We start from the raw sequence: 15537 nt of genomic DNA, 5'->3' as shown, positions 1-15537 counted from the left end.
ACAGACAGGGACAGCATGACCACATTGGTATGGTTCCGGCAGGACCTTCGAATTGCCGATAATCCCGCGCTCTACGAAGCGGCAAAGAGGGGACCTGTGCTACCCGTTTATGTTCTGGAAACGGCGGAACAGTCCGGCGAAACTCATCCTCTCGGCGGTGCCAGCAGATGGTGGTTGCACCACAGCCTTGAAGAACTGAAAAGATCCTTGCCCGGGCTGGTCCTGCTGCGGGGGAGTGCACGGCATCTGATCCCTCGATTGGCCAGAGATGTCGGCGCACAGGCCGTCTTCTGGAACCGTTGCTATGAGCCCCACGCAATCGACCGTGACAGCGAGATCAAGAACGCGCTGAAACAGGACGGCTTTGAGGCGCGAAGCTTCAAGGCCGGTTTGCTCTTTGAACCCTGGGAACTGAAGACCGGGGCAGGCAGACCTTACAAGGTCTATTCGCCATTCTGGAAGGCAGCGCAGCACCTGGAGGTCGGATTGCCGCTCGCTGCTCCGGTGGGAATGGTTGCCGAGACCTATAAGTACGGCGAAAGCCTGCAAGGTCTGAAGCTCCTGCCTGAAAATCCGGACTGGGCAGCTGGGTGGAAACACCTCTGGCAGCCGGGTGAAGCCGGTGCACTGTCGCAGCTCAGATCGTTTCTGGAAAACGGGCTTCAGGGATATCGGGAGCTGCGCGATCGGCCGGATCTTCCCAATGTTTCACGTTTGTCGCCGCACCTTCATTTCGGTGATATCTCACCGCGACAGATATGGCACGAAACCAGGAAGCGACTGGCTGGCAATGACGATCCGAAGTCTGATGGAACGAAATTTCTTTCGGAGATCGCCTGGCGCGAATTCTCCTATCATCTCCTATACCATTTTCCGCACCTCCCGTCCCGAAACTGGCGGCCGAGCTTTGATGCCTATCCCTGGCGTGAAAGCCCGGAAGACCTGAGGCGATGGCAACGAGGGCGGACGGGTTATCCTATCGTGGATGCCGGCATGAGAGAGCTATGGCAAACAGGTTACATGCACAACCGAGTGCGGATGGTCGTGGCAAGTTTCCTCATCAAGCACCTCCGGCTTCATTGGCGGCACGGCGAGGCCTGGTTCCGTAACACTCTTGTTGATGCGGACCTGGCTAGCAACTCCGCCAGCTGGCAATGGGTCGCCGGGTCCGGCGCGGATGCTGCGCCGTATTTTCGTATTTTCAACCCGATCAGTCAGGGACAGAAATTCGACCCGGAAGGTGTCTATGTGCGAAAATGGGTGCCGGAGCTGAAAAACCTGAAGACCGCGGATCTCTTTGCACCGTTCGAGGCCTCGAAAGAGGACCTGGATCGAGCTGGCGTCGTTTTGGGGAAAACCTATCCCCATCCGATTGTGGACCATGCTTCGGCACGAAGGGCGGCGCTAAAGGGATACGAAGCGGTGAAACAGGCGGGACAAAACGCGGCTTGACGGAGGAGCCCGCAGCGCTATCGTCCGCGCAGACCAGCTATCAGCATTGCTCAGACAGGATTTCTCCATGACCGACAACACCGCCCCCTGGCCAACCGAGCTGCGTGTTTCACAAGACAAGAAAATACTGACGATCGCATTCAACAATGGCGAGCGACATGACTTGTCCGCGGAGTATCTGCGTGTCTGTTCGCCTTCAGCAGAGGTCAAGGGACACAATCCTTCACAGAAACAAACTGTTCCTGGAAAACGCAATGTCGAGATCATGAAGATCGAACCGGTCGGCAATTACGCGGTGCGCATCCATTTCGACGACATGCACAATTCAGGTATCTATTCCTGGACTTACTTCTTCGAGTTGGCCAATGAACCGGAAAAGCATTGGGGAGTGTACCTGCAGGAACTGGAGCAGAAAGGCCTCAGCAGAGATCGCTGAGGTTTACCGGCGCAATTGGTGGCTGGTTAAGCGAAAACAGAATCGGCTATTGTCGGTTTGAGCTCGACCCAAGCCTTCCCCCTCCATCGGAGCAGCAGCCGACCTGCAGGGTACATTCATTCAGAACCACCTGATCGTGTTTTCGCATAAGGAGGGATTGCGGCCAGCGCACGAGAACGGGCAGGTCACGGATGAAATTATCGGCTCCACTTTTTCGATTGAAACGTCAGGCGCGCCAGCTGGCACGCGAAGCAAAGCTGCCACTTCATGTTGCACTTGATCGAGTAGCAGCCCGCGAAGGATTTTGCAGTTGGTCGCATTTGTCATCTGCTCAGTCGAAAGCAAAACCCGAAACACATGTTCTTGGTTCATTGGCAAACGGCGAAATGCTGCTCCTCGCAGCGCGTCCAGGACACGGCAAAACGATCTTCGGCCTCAATCTGCTCGCAGAAGCGGCAAAAGCAGGAACCCCCTCGACCTTCTTTTCGGTCGAATGCTCCGAGAAGGAGATCAAAAGGCGGTTACCTCATCATTCCGTAGAAGAGCTTTTCAGTCCTGATGGCATTCAGATCGATCTTTCCGAGGACCTTTGTGCAGATCTCATTGTCGGTCAGCTATCGGCGGCCCGACCGGGCACGGTTGCCGTGATCGACTACCTGCAGGCGCTTGATCAGCGCCGTACGGCCCCTGAACTTGAGCAGCAGATCAGGACGCTGAAGAACTTTGCAACAAGGCGAAAGATCCGGCTGGTCTTTCTCTCCCAGATCCACCGTTCTTTTGATCCGGAAAGGAAAAGACTGCCAGACTTCTCAGATCTGAGACTACCAAATCCCGTGGATCTTTCGCTGTTCACAAAAGGGTGCTTTCTGCATGATGGACAAATGGCTCTTCTTGCGAACTGAAACGCAAAAGGCACCTACGAAAGAGTTGGACACCTGAGTTGAAAGAGGTGTCTTCTCAAGCAAAAAGACCGGATGGGACATGTCGGGAGCGCCCCATCCGATCCTTCAGAGTTTCAAAAACGTCTTGAGTTCCGCATTTTCCTGCTCAAGCTCGCGAATGCGATTTCGCAGAGCTGTCAGGTCAGGCGCAAGCTCCGAGAGCGTAAAGCGTTGCGGAATGTGCTGCGGACAATTCCAGTCGAAGGCCTCGACAGACAGAACGACAATACGTTCAGGAAGAGCGCGATACCCCTGCAGTGCGACTATCGCGGCGAGCTCCTGGCCGTCCTCGATCGGAACTTGTCGGGCTCGCGCCCAGATTTTCAAACGGGTTCGGTTCGGGTAATCCATAAGAATGATCGAAACACGATCATTGTCTGTCAGATTGCCCGAACTGATATACTGCCGGTTTCCGCGAAAGTCTCCGTAAGCCAGTGTCGTTGCATCAAGGACTTTCAGAAAGCCGACGGGACCGCCGCGAAATTGTACATAAGGCCAGCCGGAATCAGAGACTGTTGCCTGGTAGAAGCCGTCGCGAGCCTGGATGAACCTGGCCTCGATCTCCGTCAGTTTGTCGCCCGGCTCCATCTCCGGTGCATCCAAAGATGCGTAGCCGTCACGTGAACCAAGCTCTTGTTGCCGATTGCGAACACTTTGGGTGAAGGCGATCTCCGAAAAGGCGCGGGCCATTTCTCTCTCCTGAAATTTAAAGGCCGAGTTCGCTCAGGCCCGGGTGGTCTTCGGGACGTGGACCCTGGGGCCAGAGCATTTTGCGGTCCGCAGCATCAATCGCCAGGTCGTTGATGCTGGCGAAGCGCCGCTGCATCAGTCCGTTTGAAGCGAATTCCCAGTTTTCATTGCCATAGGAACGGTACCATTGACCTTCGCCGTCGTGCCATTCATAGGCAAAGCGGACCGCGATCCGATTGTCGGCAAATGTCCAGAGTTCCTTGATCAGGCGATACTCGAATTCCCGCTGCCATTTGCGCGTGAGGAACGCGACCACCTGTTCCCGCCCAACTGGAAACTCGGACCTGTTCCGCCAGACAGTGTCGGGCGTGTAGGCAAGGGCAACCTTTTCCGGGTTGCGGCTGTTCCAGCCGTCTTCTGCTGCGCGTACTTTCTGCCGGGCGGTTTCTTCCGTGAATGGCGGGAGAGGGGGACGTTGTTCGGTCATTTATTGAGATCCAGAGCGAGAACTTGCGGGGTTGGTGGAGGGGGCACGTTCTCCGCAACTCTCATCTCAACCGAGCGGTTTTGAAATGTGCTCATCACAAGCAGCAGCACAGTGAGCACGGCACCGAATGCATAGAAGCTGCGCGGGAAAGCTGGTCTGACGGAAAACATCGTGAGCCTCCTGACATCGAACAGAGTTTATGTACTGTTCTGTTCAGTAATGAATCTTATATGTACCGATCAGTTCATTTGCGCAAGCGAGAATTTTGACCTTGAGAAAACTGTCAGAGAAGCGTGTTGTGAATGGAAGATAGTCAAAAATCGATAGAAAATAAGATGTTAAGCAAAGGGTGGAAAGAGGATAAAGGGAGCGCAAACATGCGCTCTTCAAAAAGACTTGAAAAGAAACCGGTCAAATAATATTTACAGGTCAGTACGGAAAGGGGATTCATGCGCCCGAGTAAACGAGACGAACTTGTCCGAAAGGCACAGGCGATTTTCTACCGGGACGGTTTTCATGCCACGGGCATGGATGCGCTGGTGGCTGAGACCGGTATCTCTAAGACCACAATGTTCAAGCACTTCCGGACCAAGGATGACCTGATCCTGGCCGTCCTGCGATACCGCGATGAAACTTTTCGGAACTGGTTCTTCCGCAAGTTGGACGACACTGCGTTGCCGCCGCGCCAGCGCCTGTTGGCTGTCTTTGATGTTCTGAGGGAGTGGTTTGAAGAAACTGACTTCAAGGGCTGCATGTTCATCAAGGCCTCTGCGGAATTTCAGGATCCTGAGAGCCCGGCTTACATCCAGTCCGCCGAACACAAGAGGCTGCTCAAGACGGCCCTCAAAACGTTGGCTGAGGAGGCAGGAGCGGCCGATCCGGATTTGCTTGCGCGTCAGTTGCTTCTTTTGAAGGAGGGGGCGATTGTGGCAGCTCATATGGGTTTTGACCCGGATCCTGCAGGAGCTGCGAAGTTGTCGGCGGAGACCCTCATTGCTGCCCAGTTTGGAAGCTGACTTAGCCAAGGATCTGTTGAAGCCGTGCTACGCCTCAGGTTTGACTTGCGGACGGCATTAAAAAAGCCGGGCCAAATTGCCCGGCTTTTGAATAATGAAATTTGAGATCAACGCGTTACGACGATCTTCGAACCGACTGAAACATTCTCATAAAGATGGATGATGTCTTCGTTGGCAAGGCGGATGCAGCCGGAAGAAACTTCCGAGCCGATCGTCCATGGTTCGATCGTGCCGTGAATGCGGTACAGGGTGGAGCCGATATAAAGGGCGCGAGCTCCCATCGGGTTGCGCGGGCCACCCGGCATGTAGGCAGGAAGAATACGGCCCTTCCTGCGCTCACGAGCGCGCATCTGTGCCGGAGGAGTCCAGCTCGGCCATTCCGCCTTGCGGGTAATGCGGTGCGTCCCGGCCCACTGGAAGCCGTCTTTGCCGACACCGACACCGTATTTCATCGCTTTTCCACCCGGCAGAACGTGGTAGAGACGACGCTCGGACGTGTTAACGACGATCGTGCCCGGCTTGTAAGGGCCGCTGTAGCGTACCTTTTTCCGCTTGATCGGCGATTTGCCGCCCGGATGGTATTTGGGTGTTACCCATGTGTTCGTGCTGTGGTCGAAGAAGCCGGCCCGCGCGGAAGCGTCGGCTGGAAGCATCAGCGCTCCGGCTATGACAGCAATCATTGCATATAAAAAAGTCTTCATCTTTTTTCCCCCATCAGCGCCCAGCCCACAAATGGCGCGCTTCAAATCGAAGGTTACGTTAGGAGAATGTCCTTGCCGCACTGTTAACAATCATGACCCAAAATGGGCGTGAAAGGAATCTCACGTTGATGTGAGTTCGCTTGAGGTCGTTCAAATCTGCTGAAATTGCAACGAAATTATGCTCGAGCAGTTCGTTGTCCTGACAAATCTCGTCAAACGTGCTGATATTAATACCGATGTTCCGGTTGAGTGTTGATTTTGAACCTATCAGCGGAATTTTTGAAATTCTCTGCAGAAAAATGTGCAAAGGAAGCCGCTTTGGGGGCTCTCGGACCAGCGCAGACTGTGTGATTCCGGACTGTGACGCCGGGGGCTGGAGAGTTCAGCCTCCGGCGGATGCCTTGGTCAGGTGTTCTGATCAGTGATCGGCATGTAAAGGTCTCCCCCCTCGCGATACTTCATTGCCATCTCGGCCATGCCTGTTTTCTGGGCCTCGGCGCGGATGTCGTGGCTGATCCGCATTGAACAGAATTTCGGTCCGCACATGGAGCAGAAATGCGCAACCTTGTGGGCTTCCTTCGGCAATGTCTGATCGTGAAAGTCACGTGCCGTGTCAGGGTCTAGGGACAGATTGAATTGGTCTTCCCACCGGAACTCGAACCGGGCGCGAGAAAGCGCATCATCGCGTGCCTGAGCACCGGGAAGACCCTTGGCTAGGTCGGCTGCGTGCGCGGCGATCTTGTATGTGATCACTCCGGTTTTGACATCGTCGCGATCAGGCAGGCCCAGGTGTTCCTTGGGAGTGACGTAGCACAGCATCGCACAACCGAACCAGCCGATCATTGCCGCGCCGATGCCGGACGTTATGTGGTCGTAGCCCGGCGCGATGTCCGTCGTGAGCGGTCCGAGCGTATAGAACGGCGCCTCGTCACAGCACTCCAGTTGCTTGTCCATGTTCTCCTTGATCTTGTGCATGGCGACGTGGCCTGGACCTTCAATCATGACCTGACAGTCCTTGTCCCAGGCGATCCTGGTGAGTTCACCCAGGGTTTCGAGCTCGGCGAACTGCGCCTTGTCATTCGCATCGGCGATGGAGCCGGGGCGAAGGCCGTCGCCGAGGCTGAAGGAGACGTCGTAAGTGCGGCAGATGTCGCAGATTTCGGCGAAATGCTCGTAGAGAAAGCTCTCCTTGTGGTGATGCAGGCACCACTTGGCCATGATCGAGCCGCCACGGCTGACAATTCCGGTCACCCGGTTCGCTGTCATCGGCACCATGTGAAGCCGCACGCCTGCGTGGATCGTGAAATAGTCGACACCTTGCTCTGCCTGTTCGATCAGGGTGTCGCGGAAGATTTCCCAGGTGAGGTCCTCGGCGACACCACCGACTTTTTCAAGCGCTTGGTAGATCGGGACGGTGCCGATCGGAACCGGTGAATTGCGAATGATCCATTCGCGGGTGTTGTGAATGTTTCTGCCCGTCGATAGGTCCATCACGGTGTCCGCACCCCAGCGGATTGCCCACACCATCTTGTCGACTTCTTCCGCCATGGAGGAGGTGACGGCAGACGTGCCCATGTTGGCGTTGACCTTCACCAGAAAATTCCGGCCGATGATCATCGGCTCGCTTTCCGGGTGATTGATGTTTGCCGGAATGATCGCGCGACCGGCGGCCACTTCGTCGCGCACAAATTCCGGTGTGACCAGGTCGGGAATGTTTGCGCCCCAGTCGTTTCCGTCCCGCCCGGTTGCCGCCTTGCGTTTCTGGTTTTCCCGGATGGCGATGTATTCCATTTCCGGGGTTACGATCCCGGCTCGGGCATAAGCGAGCTGGGTGACCGGGCGGCCATCCTTGGCGCGCAAGGGCTGCGAAGTGTTCGGAAACTCAGGCACGAGCCTTTCTGCCGATACGAAGCCGTTATCGGCGGGTTGAATGGTGCGGCCGTCATATTCCTCGACATCGCCTCGCTTCAAGATCCAGTCGCGGCGTGTTTTGGAAAGACCGGCGGCAATATCGATGGTCGCCTCCGGATCGGTGTAAGGGCCGGACGTGTCGTAAACCGTGACCGGCGGCTCTCCAGCGGTCGGATGCAGGCCGATCTCTCGCATCGGAACGCGGATATCGGAATGATATTGCCCGGAAACGTAAATCTTCCGGGAGGCCGGCAGACAGCCGGTGGTGATGTCAACTGAGGGAGTGGTCAAGGTTCTCTCCTAGCGCTGTTTGCTCAGAAAGACCCGTCGTCATGCTTTTGCAGGAAAGGGGAGCTGTTGACCATGAAAGGTCGACCGGAAAGCGGCCCGCTCTGAATGCTTCCTACGCCAGTATCACCTGGGTCAGGTTCAAAGGGTCGCTTCACTCCGCTCGCGCGATGTCCACCTCTCAGCCCCCTTAGCGGGGCTCCCCTGCAAGGCCGGAGCGTATTGGCTGAAGAACGATTCTGTCAATCACCTGATGCGGCGATCAATGAGTCCAGTCACGGCAAAAAAACAGGCAGCCGAATGGCTGCCTGCGTGTCTTGCGGATTTTGGAGGGGCTCAGCTCAGGTTGAGCTCCTTGAAGAAGTCGTTGCCCTTGTCATCGACCACGATGAAGGCCGGGAAGTCCTCGACCTCGATCCTCCAGACGGCTTCCATGCCCAGTTCCTCGAATTCGACCACTTCGACCTTCTTGATACAGTCCTGGGCAAGACGGGCGGCCGGGCCGCCGATGGAGCCGAGATAAAAGCCGCCATGAGCCTGACAGGCGCGGCGGACCTGCGCCGAGCGATTGCCTTTGGCCAGCATGACCATGGAGCCACCGGCTGCCTGGAACTGATCGACATAGGCATCCATTCGCCCAGCCGTTGTCGGTCCGAAGGAGCCGGACGGCATGCCTTCCGGTGTCTTGGCCGGTCCGGCATAGTAGACGGGATGATCCTTGATGTAATCGGGCAGTGGCTCTCCGGCTTCCAGGCGGTCACGCAGCTTGGAATGGGCCAGGTCGCGCGCCACGATCAGCGGACCGGACAAGGACAGGCGCGTCTTGATCGGATGCTTGGAGAGTTCTCCAAGGATTTCCGGCATAGGCTTGGTCAGGTCTATCTTCACCACATTGTCGGAAAGGTGATCGTCGGTCACTTCCGGAAGGTACTTTTCCGGATGCATCTCAAGCTGTTCCAGGAAGATCCCGTCCTTGGTGATCTTGCCGACAGCCTGACGATCGGCGGAACAGGAAACGGCAAGGCCGATCGGCAGCGAGGCTCCGTGGCGCGGTAGGCGAATGACACGCACATCGTGACAGAAATACTTGCCGCCGAACTGTGCGCCGACACCTGTTGCCTGTGTAAGCTTGTGTATTTCCTGTTCCAGCTCGGTATCGCGGAAGGCATGGCCGAGCTCGGATCCCTCCGTCGGAAGGTTGTCCAGGTACCGCGCGGATGCCAGTTTGGCAGTCTTCAGGTTCAGCTCGGCCGACGTGCCGCCGACAACGATGGCCAGGTGATAGGGCGGACAGGCCGCAGTGCCGAGCGTCAGGATCTTTTCCTTCAGGAATTCAACCAGCCGGTCATGGGTGAGCAGAGACGGTGTTCCCTGGAAGAGAAAAGTCTTGTTGGCCGAACCACCGCCCTTTGCCATGAACAGGAACTTGTAGGCGTCTTCGCCTTCCGCATAGAGCTCGATCTGCGCGGGCATGTTGTTCTTGGTGTTTTTTTCCTCGAACATGGAAAGCGGCGCAAGTTGGGAGTATCGGAGGTTTTTCCTGAAGTACGCATCGCGTGCACCTTCTCCGAGCGCCGCTTCATCCGACCCGTCAGTCCAGACACGGCGGCCCTTCTTGCCCATGATGATGGCTGTGCCGGTGTCCTGACACATGGGCAGGACGCCATGCGAGGCGATATTGGCGTTCTTGAGAAGATCGAATGCGACAAACTTGTCGTTCTCGGTTGCTTCCGGATCGTCCAGAATTTTCTTCAGTTGTTCCAGGTGGCCCGGACGCAGGTAGTGGTTGATGTCCTTGAAGGCTTCCTCGGCAAGCAGGCGCAACCCTTCCGGTTCCACCATCAGGACGTCTTCGCCGTTGAACTCTTCTGTTCTGACATAATCGGATGTCAGCTTGCGATACGTCGTTTCGTCTTGGCTTTGCGGGAAAAGAGCGCTGTGCTGATAGTCGGGAGGGGTGACGGGAGCGTTCATGGGACAGCTTTCCTGATCTGGCTTCTGCCGGTTCGAGCGCGAACCGGCTGCGCTGGAGCAATGAGTGGTGTTCTCATACGGCAAAAAGGCCACGGACGCCAAGTGCCGTGGCCTGCCCAATTGGTCGGACCCCAGGTTTGCCGGATTACCGCGTGGCGGTCAGATCCAGGGTAACTGTCACGATATCGCCCACCGTATCAGTGCCCACACCTGCACCGAGCTTGTAATCCAGGCGGTTGAGGATTGCCTTGCCTTCGGCCTTCGCCGTGTCGCCGTCAATCTGCAGCGTGAAATCCAGTTCCACCGGATGGGCAACGCCCTTGATGGTTACGGTGCCGCTGGCGCGGTAGCTGTTGCCTTCAACCAGCGAAACACTGTCAGCCTTGAATTCGGCGGCCGGGAACCCGTCTACATCGAACCATTCCTGGCCAGGCAGCGTGCCATCGAATTGCGGATTGCCGGTCGTGGCGCTTGCCGGATTGATTTCGGCGGAAATTTTCGCAGCTTCCGGTGCGTTCGGATCGAAGTCGATGTTCGCGGTCCAGGTGGCAAAGGTACCTGCAAGCGTGTTGCCTGCCTGATTGACCTCAAAACCAAGCGTGCTCTGCGCAGGGTCGACAGTCCAGGTTTCGGCGAACGCAGAATTGGAGAAAGTCGAAACGGCTAAAATGGGGAGTACAAATACTAGTTTTTTCAGAGCCATGTAGTGTTTTCCTAAAGCTATCTATCAGGTGTCGTTTTTTGCAGGTGCCGTGGATACCATGCGCTTCAGCGTGTCATCCCGGGCAATGAAATGATGCTTGAGCGCTGCCGCGACATGCACGACGATCAGCGCAATCAGAAGGTAGGCACCATACTGATGCAATAGTTTGAAGAAGCTCTCTGCCTGTTCCTTGGACCCCAGCATTTCGGGAACCGGCAGGTGAGGCACGGGTTGCACATTGAACAGAATTGTCGGAATGCCCCAGGGAGACGCTGAAACCATGAACCAACCGGTGATCGGCATCGCGAATATCAGTGCATAGAGACCGACGTGACCCAGATGTGCTCCGATTTTTTCCAGCGGGTGCATGCCCTCGGGCAGTTTTGGCGACGGATTGAACAGTCGCCAGACCAACCGCAGCACTCCGAGCGTCAAAACGACAAACCCGATGGACTTGTGCAGCTGGAACAACTGGAAAGTCGCAGGGTCGGTTTGCGGCAGCGTGGTCAGATAAAGACCGAATGCGAGCATGCCGATGATCAGGAGGGCCATCGTCCAATGGAAGAAGATGGCTATTTGCCCATACCCTGTCGATGTATTGCGCAGCATGTCTGTTCCCTGGAAAGGGGAAGCCGGTCGAAACCGGCTTCCGCAATGATCTCTTTAGTTGGTCTGAGCAGCGGTAAGCGCTTCTGCGTGGAAAGTCACGTTCACTTCATCGCTGACGTAGGGAACGTACTTGTCCATGCCGAAATCTGACCGTTTCAGGACGGTGGTGACGGCAAAACCGGCCGCTTCTTTTTTGGCCATTGGATGTTCACCCATCGCGGTCACCTGAACCTGCAACGTGACCGGCTTGGTGATGTCCCGAATGGTCATGTCGCCGGTAACTTCCAGCTGGTTCTCACCGGTTTGCTCAACCTTGGTGCTTTTGAAGGTTGCTTTCGGAAACTTTGCAGCGTCGAAGAAGTCTGCGCTCTTCAGGTGTGTGTCGCGATCCGCCCAGAAAGTGTCGAGGCTGTCGATGTCGATGCTGAACTCGATAGAGGAATTGGACGGCGTGTCCTTGTCGATCAGAAGGTTTCCTTCCCAGTCGCCGAAACGGCCATCCGTGGTGGAATACCCAAGGTGATTGTAGGTAAAGGACAAATTGGCGTGAGACTTGTCGAAATCATAAGCGACAGGTTCGGCAACGGCGGTTCCGGCCAGGAGAGACAATGCAAGCGCAGAAGCTGCAAAACGGATCATGATCAAACCTCTTTGACTGTTTCGGGAGCGTTCGCTCATGAACGCTGCCAGCCAGATATATGTAAAAAATACGCGAGCGCTATTTGACTGTCTGTTCGTGCAGGATGAACAATTCCACACTCGTCGCCACGGCCGGTTCTCACGCATTTCCGTCATTGAAGTCAGACATTTGCCTGTCCACCCTTAATGGGTGCACATTCCGTACCGGCCGAGGGTAAACTGAAGGCCGGGTAACTGAAGAATCAATTCCAGTTGAGTAGCTTACTTTTCTGCAGGTTGTTTTGTGGAGTGGCAAGGCGCTGAAATGTCGAAGAAAATTGTTGTGTCATCAATCCATCACCAATCGCGTGCATTTGTTTGAACAGTTTCCCTCAGGTCCCGGGCGCCCTCAGCCAAACATGACTCCAGGCATTGTCTGGAGATGAAGGAGAATCAATCGTGAAACAGGCAGTCATAGTGTGTCACCGGGGGGCGTGCCTTGCCGCGCCGGAAAACACACTGGCCGCACTTGAAAAGGCCATCGACCTTGGGGCGGATGTGGTCGAGTTCGACGTGAGGCCCTCAAAGGACGGCGTGCTCTACGTCATGCACGACGAGACCGTCGATCGAACGACGGACGGCACCGGACGGTTCGCCGATATGACATCCTCTGAGATAGACCGGCTTGATGCCGGCAGTTGGTTCGGCCCGGAATTTGCCGGGCAGAAGGTGCCGCGCTTCGACACTTTTCTGGACACATGCAAGGGCCGGATCGGAACCTATGTCGAGATCAAGGAGGGCGACCCGGGAGAGGTGCGGGACATGTTGGCCGTGCGCGGCATGTTGAACGACGCGTGGACCTTTTCATTCGACCAGTCCATCCGGGCAGAAGCGCGGGCAAAGGTGCCGGACCTAAAACGCATGGTTCTGTTCGCACATGTCGGATCGGTGGAACGCGCCGTTGCCCAGGAGGCGCATATTCTCGAATTTCACGAAGATTGCTTCGACGAGTACCTGGTCGCTGAAGCCAGGAATTCCGGATTGGTGACGCAATTGTTTTATGCCGGAGATGACCGGGCCGTGTTCGAGAAAGCCGTCCGCTGCGGCATCCAGCAAATGAACATCGATCATGTTGAGATTTTCAGGGAGGTAGAGCGCAAACTGAAGATATTGGTCTGAAATCAGTTATCAAAAGTCGGTAAAGAGAGGTTAGTAGAAGCGTACCTGGAGTAATATTTAAAAGTTTTGAGTTCTTTGGTGAAATTATATTTATGAGTTTCGATGTTTATAATTTGAATAAATTTCATTAATATATTTGAGTGTTGTGTTTCTTATGCTTATTTAATCGTCGTTAAATAACGATCGGTATGCTTCCGTTTGACTTTTCCGTCAGCTCTCGGGAGTTTGCGATGAATATCAGTGTCGTTGGTGACGATTGTTTCGATCAGGGTAAGCCTGCCCATCTGATCGGATTCCGATTGTGCTCTATTGATCTGACACGGACGATCGCGCTGTTTGCGGTTGCAGTTGCGACGATACTTTTCTTTTCGTTTGATGCTCGATCAGCTGAAAGCCAAGGTGCCCGCAATGGTTGGCATTGGTATGTAGAGCGTGTCAGTGGTCGCGTGATCTTTGAGATCGACAACGGAAAGAAGTTGGTGGCCGAAAAAGGGATGCGGATCCAACGTGGCTGGACGGTGAATACCGGTCACGGCCGCATAATCATTGGGCGGGGAAAAGAAAGGTTTACGGTCGCCCCGAATTCCGTTGTGACCCTTGAGCCAAAAGGTTTTTTGATTAAGCGGACAGTGCTTTATCAAGATCGCGGAGTGGTAGAAGTCGACGTTCAACGTCGCTGGTACAGGCATTTCAAAGTGGAAACGCCGTTTCTTGCCGCCGTTGTCAAGGGAACTCAGTTCAAAGTTCGCGTAAGTCAAAACAGCGCCCATGTCGACGTTGGGAGAGGTAAGGTCAATGTGCACGATTTTGCATCTGGAGACAGTGCGAATATTGAAGCGGGTCAGTCCGCGCGAACGAACCCTACGAAGCGAATTGGATTGAAAGTTGGCGGGAAAAGCATGCCGGAGGTGTTTGCTGGACCCAAAAGAGCTCCCGCATTCAAGACGCGCGTTGTGAAAAACGTACCTACCTCACAAGAACAGGCAAACGCCGCAAACACCAGTAGAAATGCTAACTCTTCGAACAGTAGCAATAATGGCAACTCTGGTGGCAACGGTAATTCCAGCGGCAATGGCAACGGAAACTCCGGCGGCAATGGCAGCGGAAACTCCGGCGGCAATGGCAACGGAAACTCCGGTGGCAATGGCAACGGAAACTCCGGTGGCAATGGCAACGGAAACTCCGGCGGCAAAGGCAACGGAAACTCCGGTGGCAATGGCAACGGCAATTCCGGTGGTAACGGCAAGAAATAGACTTCAATCCATCTGTGCCGGGATACCATTTAATATCGCGCTGTCATGTGCCGGAGCAGTCTCGAAATCGGAAAGCGCGAAAGGGGTGGGCGGTAAACCGTGCGCCCTTGGTCGTGTAGATGTTTTGTTTACTGTCTTTTCGTGTTTCTGGGTAACTGTTTGGAAGTAAACCAAGGGAATGTGTGCAATTTCACCTTGAGTTAATTGCTTACTGTTAGCGTTCTTCGAAGTTTAGTTTGGACGGAACGCTCCAAAATGACTCAGTTTGAAAAATCGCAGAACATCACGAAGTTTTCGATCCGCTTGTTCGGTGAGCAAATGCAAGGAGGCGTAAAAGTGCTTCCTGGTTTTTTTGCTGCCTTGTTCTTAATACAAGTGCTTTCATTGACGGGAAGCACTGTCGCGCATGCGGCGGAGCAAGCCTGGGTGGTCAAGCGTGTTTCGGGCATCGTTTACTTCGTTGCTCCCAACGTCGAAGCGTTTCGCGCCAAGCGCGGTATGGTTTTCGAAAAAGGTTTCACATTGGGCACACGTGCAGGAGCCAGAGCGTTGATCGCACGTGGAAATGAGACAATTTCGGTTGGTCCCAACACCACATTTGCGATTTCGAAGTATCGCAGTCAGGGCGTTCGGACGACACTCTTGCAACGCAAGGGAACAATCGAGGTCGACGTCCAAAAGCGCAGCAAGCCGCATTTCACGGTTGAAACGCCTTTTTTCGCGGCAGTGGTAAAGGGCACTCGATTTGAAGTTTCGGTGCGGGGCAAAAAAGCCAAAGTGTCGGTACAGCGCGGCCTCGTGGAAGTTGAGGACTTTGCTTCCGGCGACAGAGCAGATTTGGGTGCGGGGCAATCGGCTTCGAGTGAACCGACACGAAATGTTGGTCTGAAGGTTGCAGGTCTCACAAAGCCATCCGTCAGAAAAGGAGCCAAGCGGGCGCCTGCTTTTGATACTCCACCAGTGAAGAATGTCCCGGGCGCTGCAGAAGTTGCAGACGGCGGGAATAGTCAGAATGTGCTTGGCAGTATCTTCGGGAGTAGTGGGAACGGCAATTCCGGCAATGCCAACGGAAACGGTAATTCCGGCAATAGCAACGGAAACGGCAATTCCGGCAATAGCAACGGAAACGGCAATTCCGGCAATGGCAACGGAAACGGCAATTCCGGCAATGGCAACGGAAACGGCAATTCCGGCAATAGCAACGGAAACGGCAATTCCGGCAATAGCAACGGAAACGGCAATTCCGGCAATAGCAACGGAAACGGCAATTCCGGCAATA

The 15537-nt window shown here is 55.0% G+C and carries 15 protein-coding genes and 1 riboswitch; of the genes, 7 read left to right on the top strand and 8 right to left on the bottom strand.

The window, feature by feature from the left end; all coding sequences use genetic code 11:
• Positions 1-15: 15 nt before the first annotated feature.
• The 3 genes from ABLQ08_RS00075 to ABLQ08_RS00065 all read left to right on the top strand — a co-directional run bounded on the left by ABLQ08_RS00075 (position 16) and on the right by ABLQ08_RS00065 (position 2790).
• Complete coding sequence (locus ABLQ08_RS00075) at positions 16-1452, top strand: cryptochrome/photolyase family protein (RefSeq protein ID WP_352937999.1); 1437 nt, start codon at positions 16-18, stop codon at positions 1450-1452.
• Between the two features lie 67 nt (positions 1453-1519).
• Positions 1520-1888: a DUF971 domain-containing protein gene (locus ABLQ08_RS00070; protein ID WP_352937997.1), complete on the top strand. Its 369-nt coding sequence runs from the start codon at positions 1520-1522 to the stop codon at positions 1886-1888.
• A gap of 191 nt (positions 1889-2079) precedes the next feature.
• Positions 2080-2790, top strand: coding sequence for a DNA helicase (locus ABLQ08_RS00065; RefSeq protein ID WP_352937994.1), 711 nt, complete (start codon positions 2080-2082; stop codon positions 2788-2790).
• 105 nt (positions 2791-2895) lie between these two features.
• Here ABLQ08_RS00065 and ABLQ08_RS00060 read toward each other — a convergent pair whose 3' ends face one another.
• Both ABLQ08_RS00060 and ABLQ08_RS00055 read right to left on the bottom strand, forming a co-directional pair.
• A complete protein-coding gene (locus ABLQ08_RS00060) occupies positions 2896-3519 on the bottom strand; it encodes a pyridoxamine 5'-phosphate oxidase family protein (protein WP_352937991.1) in 624 nt (207 codons plus the stop codon).
• Positions 3520-3535: 16 nt separating this feature from the next.
• On the bottom strand, positions 3536-4006 hold the full coding sequence (locus ABLQ08_RS00055) for a nuclear transport factor 2 family protein (RefSeq protein WP_352937989.1): 471 nt from the start codon (positions 4004-4006) through the stop codon (positions 3536-3538).
• 449 nt (positions 4007-4455) lie between these two features.
• On the opposite strand from ABLQ08_RS00055, the gene ABLQ08_RS00050 reads away from it, so the two are divergent.
• Complete coding sequence (locus ABLQ08_RS00050) at positions 4456-5022, top strand: TetR/AcrR family transcriptional regulator (RefSeq protein ID WP_352937986.1); 567 nt, start codon at positions 4456-4458, stop codon at positions 5020-5022.
• 107 nt (positions 5023-5129) lie between these two features.
• Here ABLQ08_RS00050 and ABLQ08_RS00045 read toward each other — a convergent pair whose 3' ends face one another.
• From ABLQ08_RS00045 to ABLQ08_RS00020, 6 genes are all read right to left on the bottom strand, one after another.
• Positions 5130-5723: a L,D-transpeptidase gene (locus ABLQ08_RS00045; protein ID WP_352937984.1), complete on the bottom strand. Its 594-nt coding sequence runs from the start codon at positions 5721-5723 to the stop codon at positions 5130-5132.
• A gap of 405 nt (positions 5724-6128) precedes the next feature.
• Positions 6129-7925: a phosphomethylpyrimidine synthase ThiC gene (gene thiC / locus ABLQ08_RS00040; protein ID WP_352937981.1), complete on the bottom strand. Its 1797-nt coding sequence runs from the start codon at positions 7923-7925 to the stop codon at positions 6129-6131.
• Positions 7926-8017: 92 nt separating this feature from the next.
• Positions 8018-8138, bottom strand: a riboswitch (TPP riboswitch).
• Between the two features lie 120 nt (positions 8139-8258).
• The gene (locus ABLQ08_RS00035; RefSeq protein ID WP_352937980.1) at positions 8259-9896 is read right to left on the bottom strand and encodes a fumarate hydratase; all 1638 of its coding nucleotides are present in this window, start codon (positions 9894-9896) and stop codon (positions 8259-8261) included.
• Between the two features lie 145 nt (positions 9897-10041).
• Complete coding sequence (locus ABLQ08_RS00030; protein WP_352937979.1) at positions 10042-10599, bottom strand: YceI family protein; 558 nt, start codon at positions 10597-10599, stop codon at positions 10042-10044.
• Between the two features lie 24 nt (positions 10600-10623).
• Positions 10624-11208, bottom strand: coding sequence for a cytochrome b (locus ABLQ08_RS00025; RefSeq protein WP_352937977.1), 585 nt, complete (start codon positions 11206-11208; stop codon positions 10624-10626).
• A gap of 54 nt (positions 11209-11262) precedes the next feature.
• Positions 11263-11847 carry a YceI family protein gene (locus ABLQ08_RS00020; RefSeq protein WP_352937974.1) on the bottom strand — a complete coding sequence of 195 codons (585 nt, stop codon included), beginning with the start codon at positions 11845-11847 and terminating at the stop codon, positions 11263-11265.
• 438 nt (positions 11848-12285) lie between these two features.
• Between ABLQ08_RS00020 and ABLQ08_RS00015 the strand changes: the two genes are divergently transcribed.
• From ABLQ08_RS00015 to ABLQ08_RS00005, 3 genes are all read left to right on the top strand, one after another.
• Positions 12286-13005, top strand: a complete 720-nt coding sequence (locus ABLQ08_RS00015; RefSeq protein WP_352937972.1) for a glycerophosphodiester phosphodiesterase family protein — start codon at positions 12286-12288, stop codon at positions 13003-13005.
• 230 nt (positions 13006-13235) lie between these two features.
• On the top strand, positions 13236-14258 hold the full coding sequence (locus ABLQ08_RS00010; RefSeq protein ID WP_352937970.1) for a FecR family protein: 1023 nt from the start codon (positions 13236-13238) through the stop codon (positions 14256-14258).
• Positions 14259-14642: 384 nt separating this feature from the next.
• Positions 14643-15537 (top strand): FecR family protein (locus ABLQ08_RS00005; protein ID WP_352937968.1); only part of this gene is annotated, 895 nt, incomplete at its 3' end.

It is taken from the genome of Roseibium sp. SCP14 (assembly GCF_040329475.1).
Classification (GTDB): domain Bacteria; phylum Pseudomonadota; class Alphaproteobacteria; order Rhizobiales; family Stappiaceae; genus Roseibium.
Note: the sequence above shows the minus strand (reverse complement) of the source record. Positions and strands in the feature narration are given on the sequence as shown.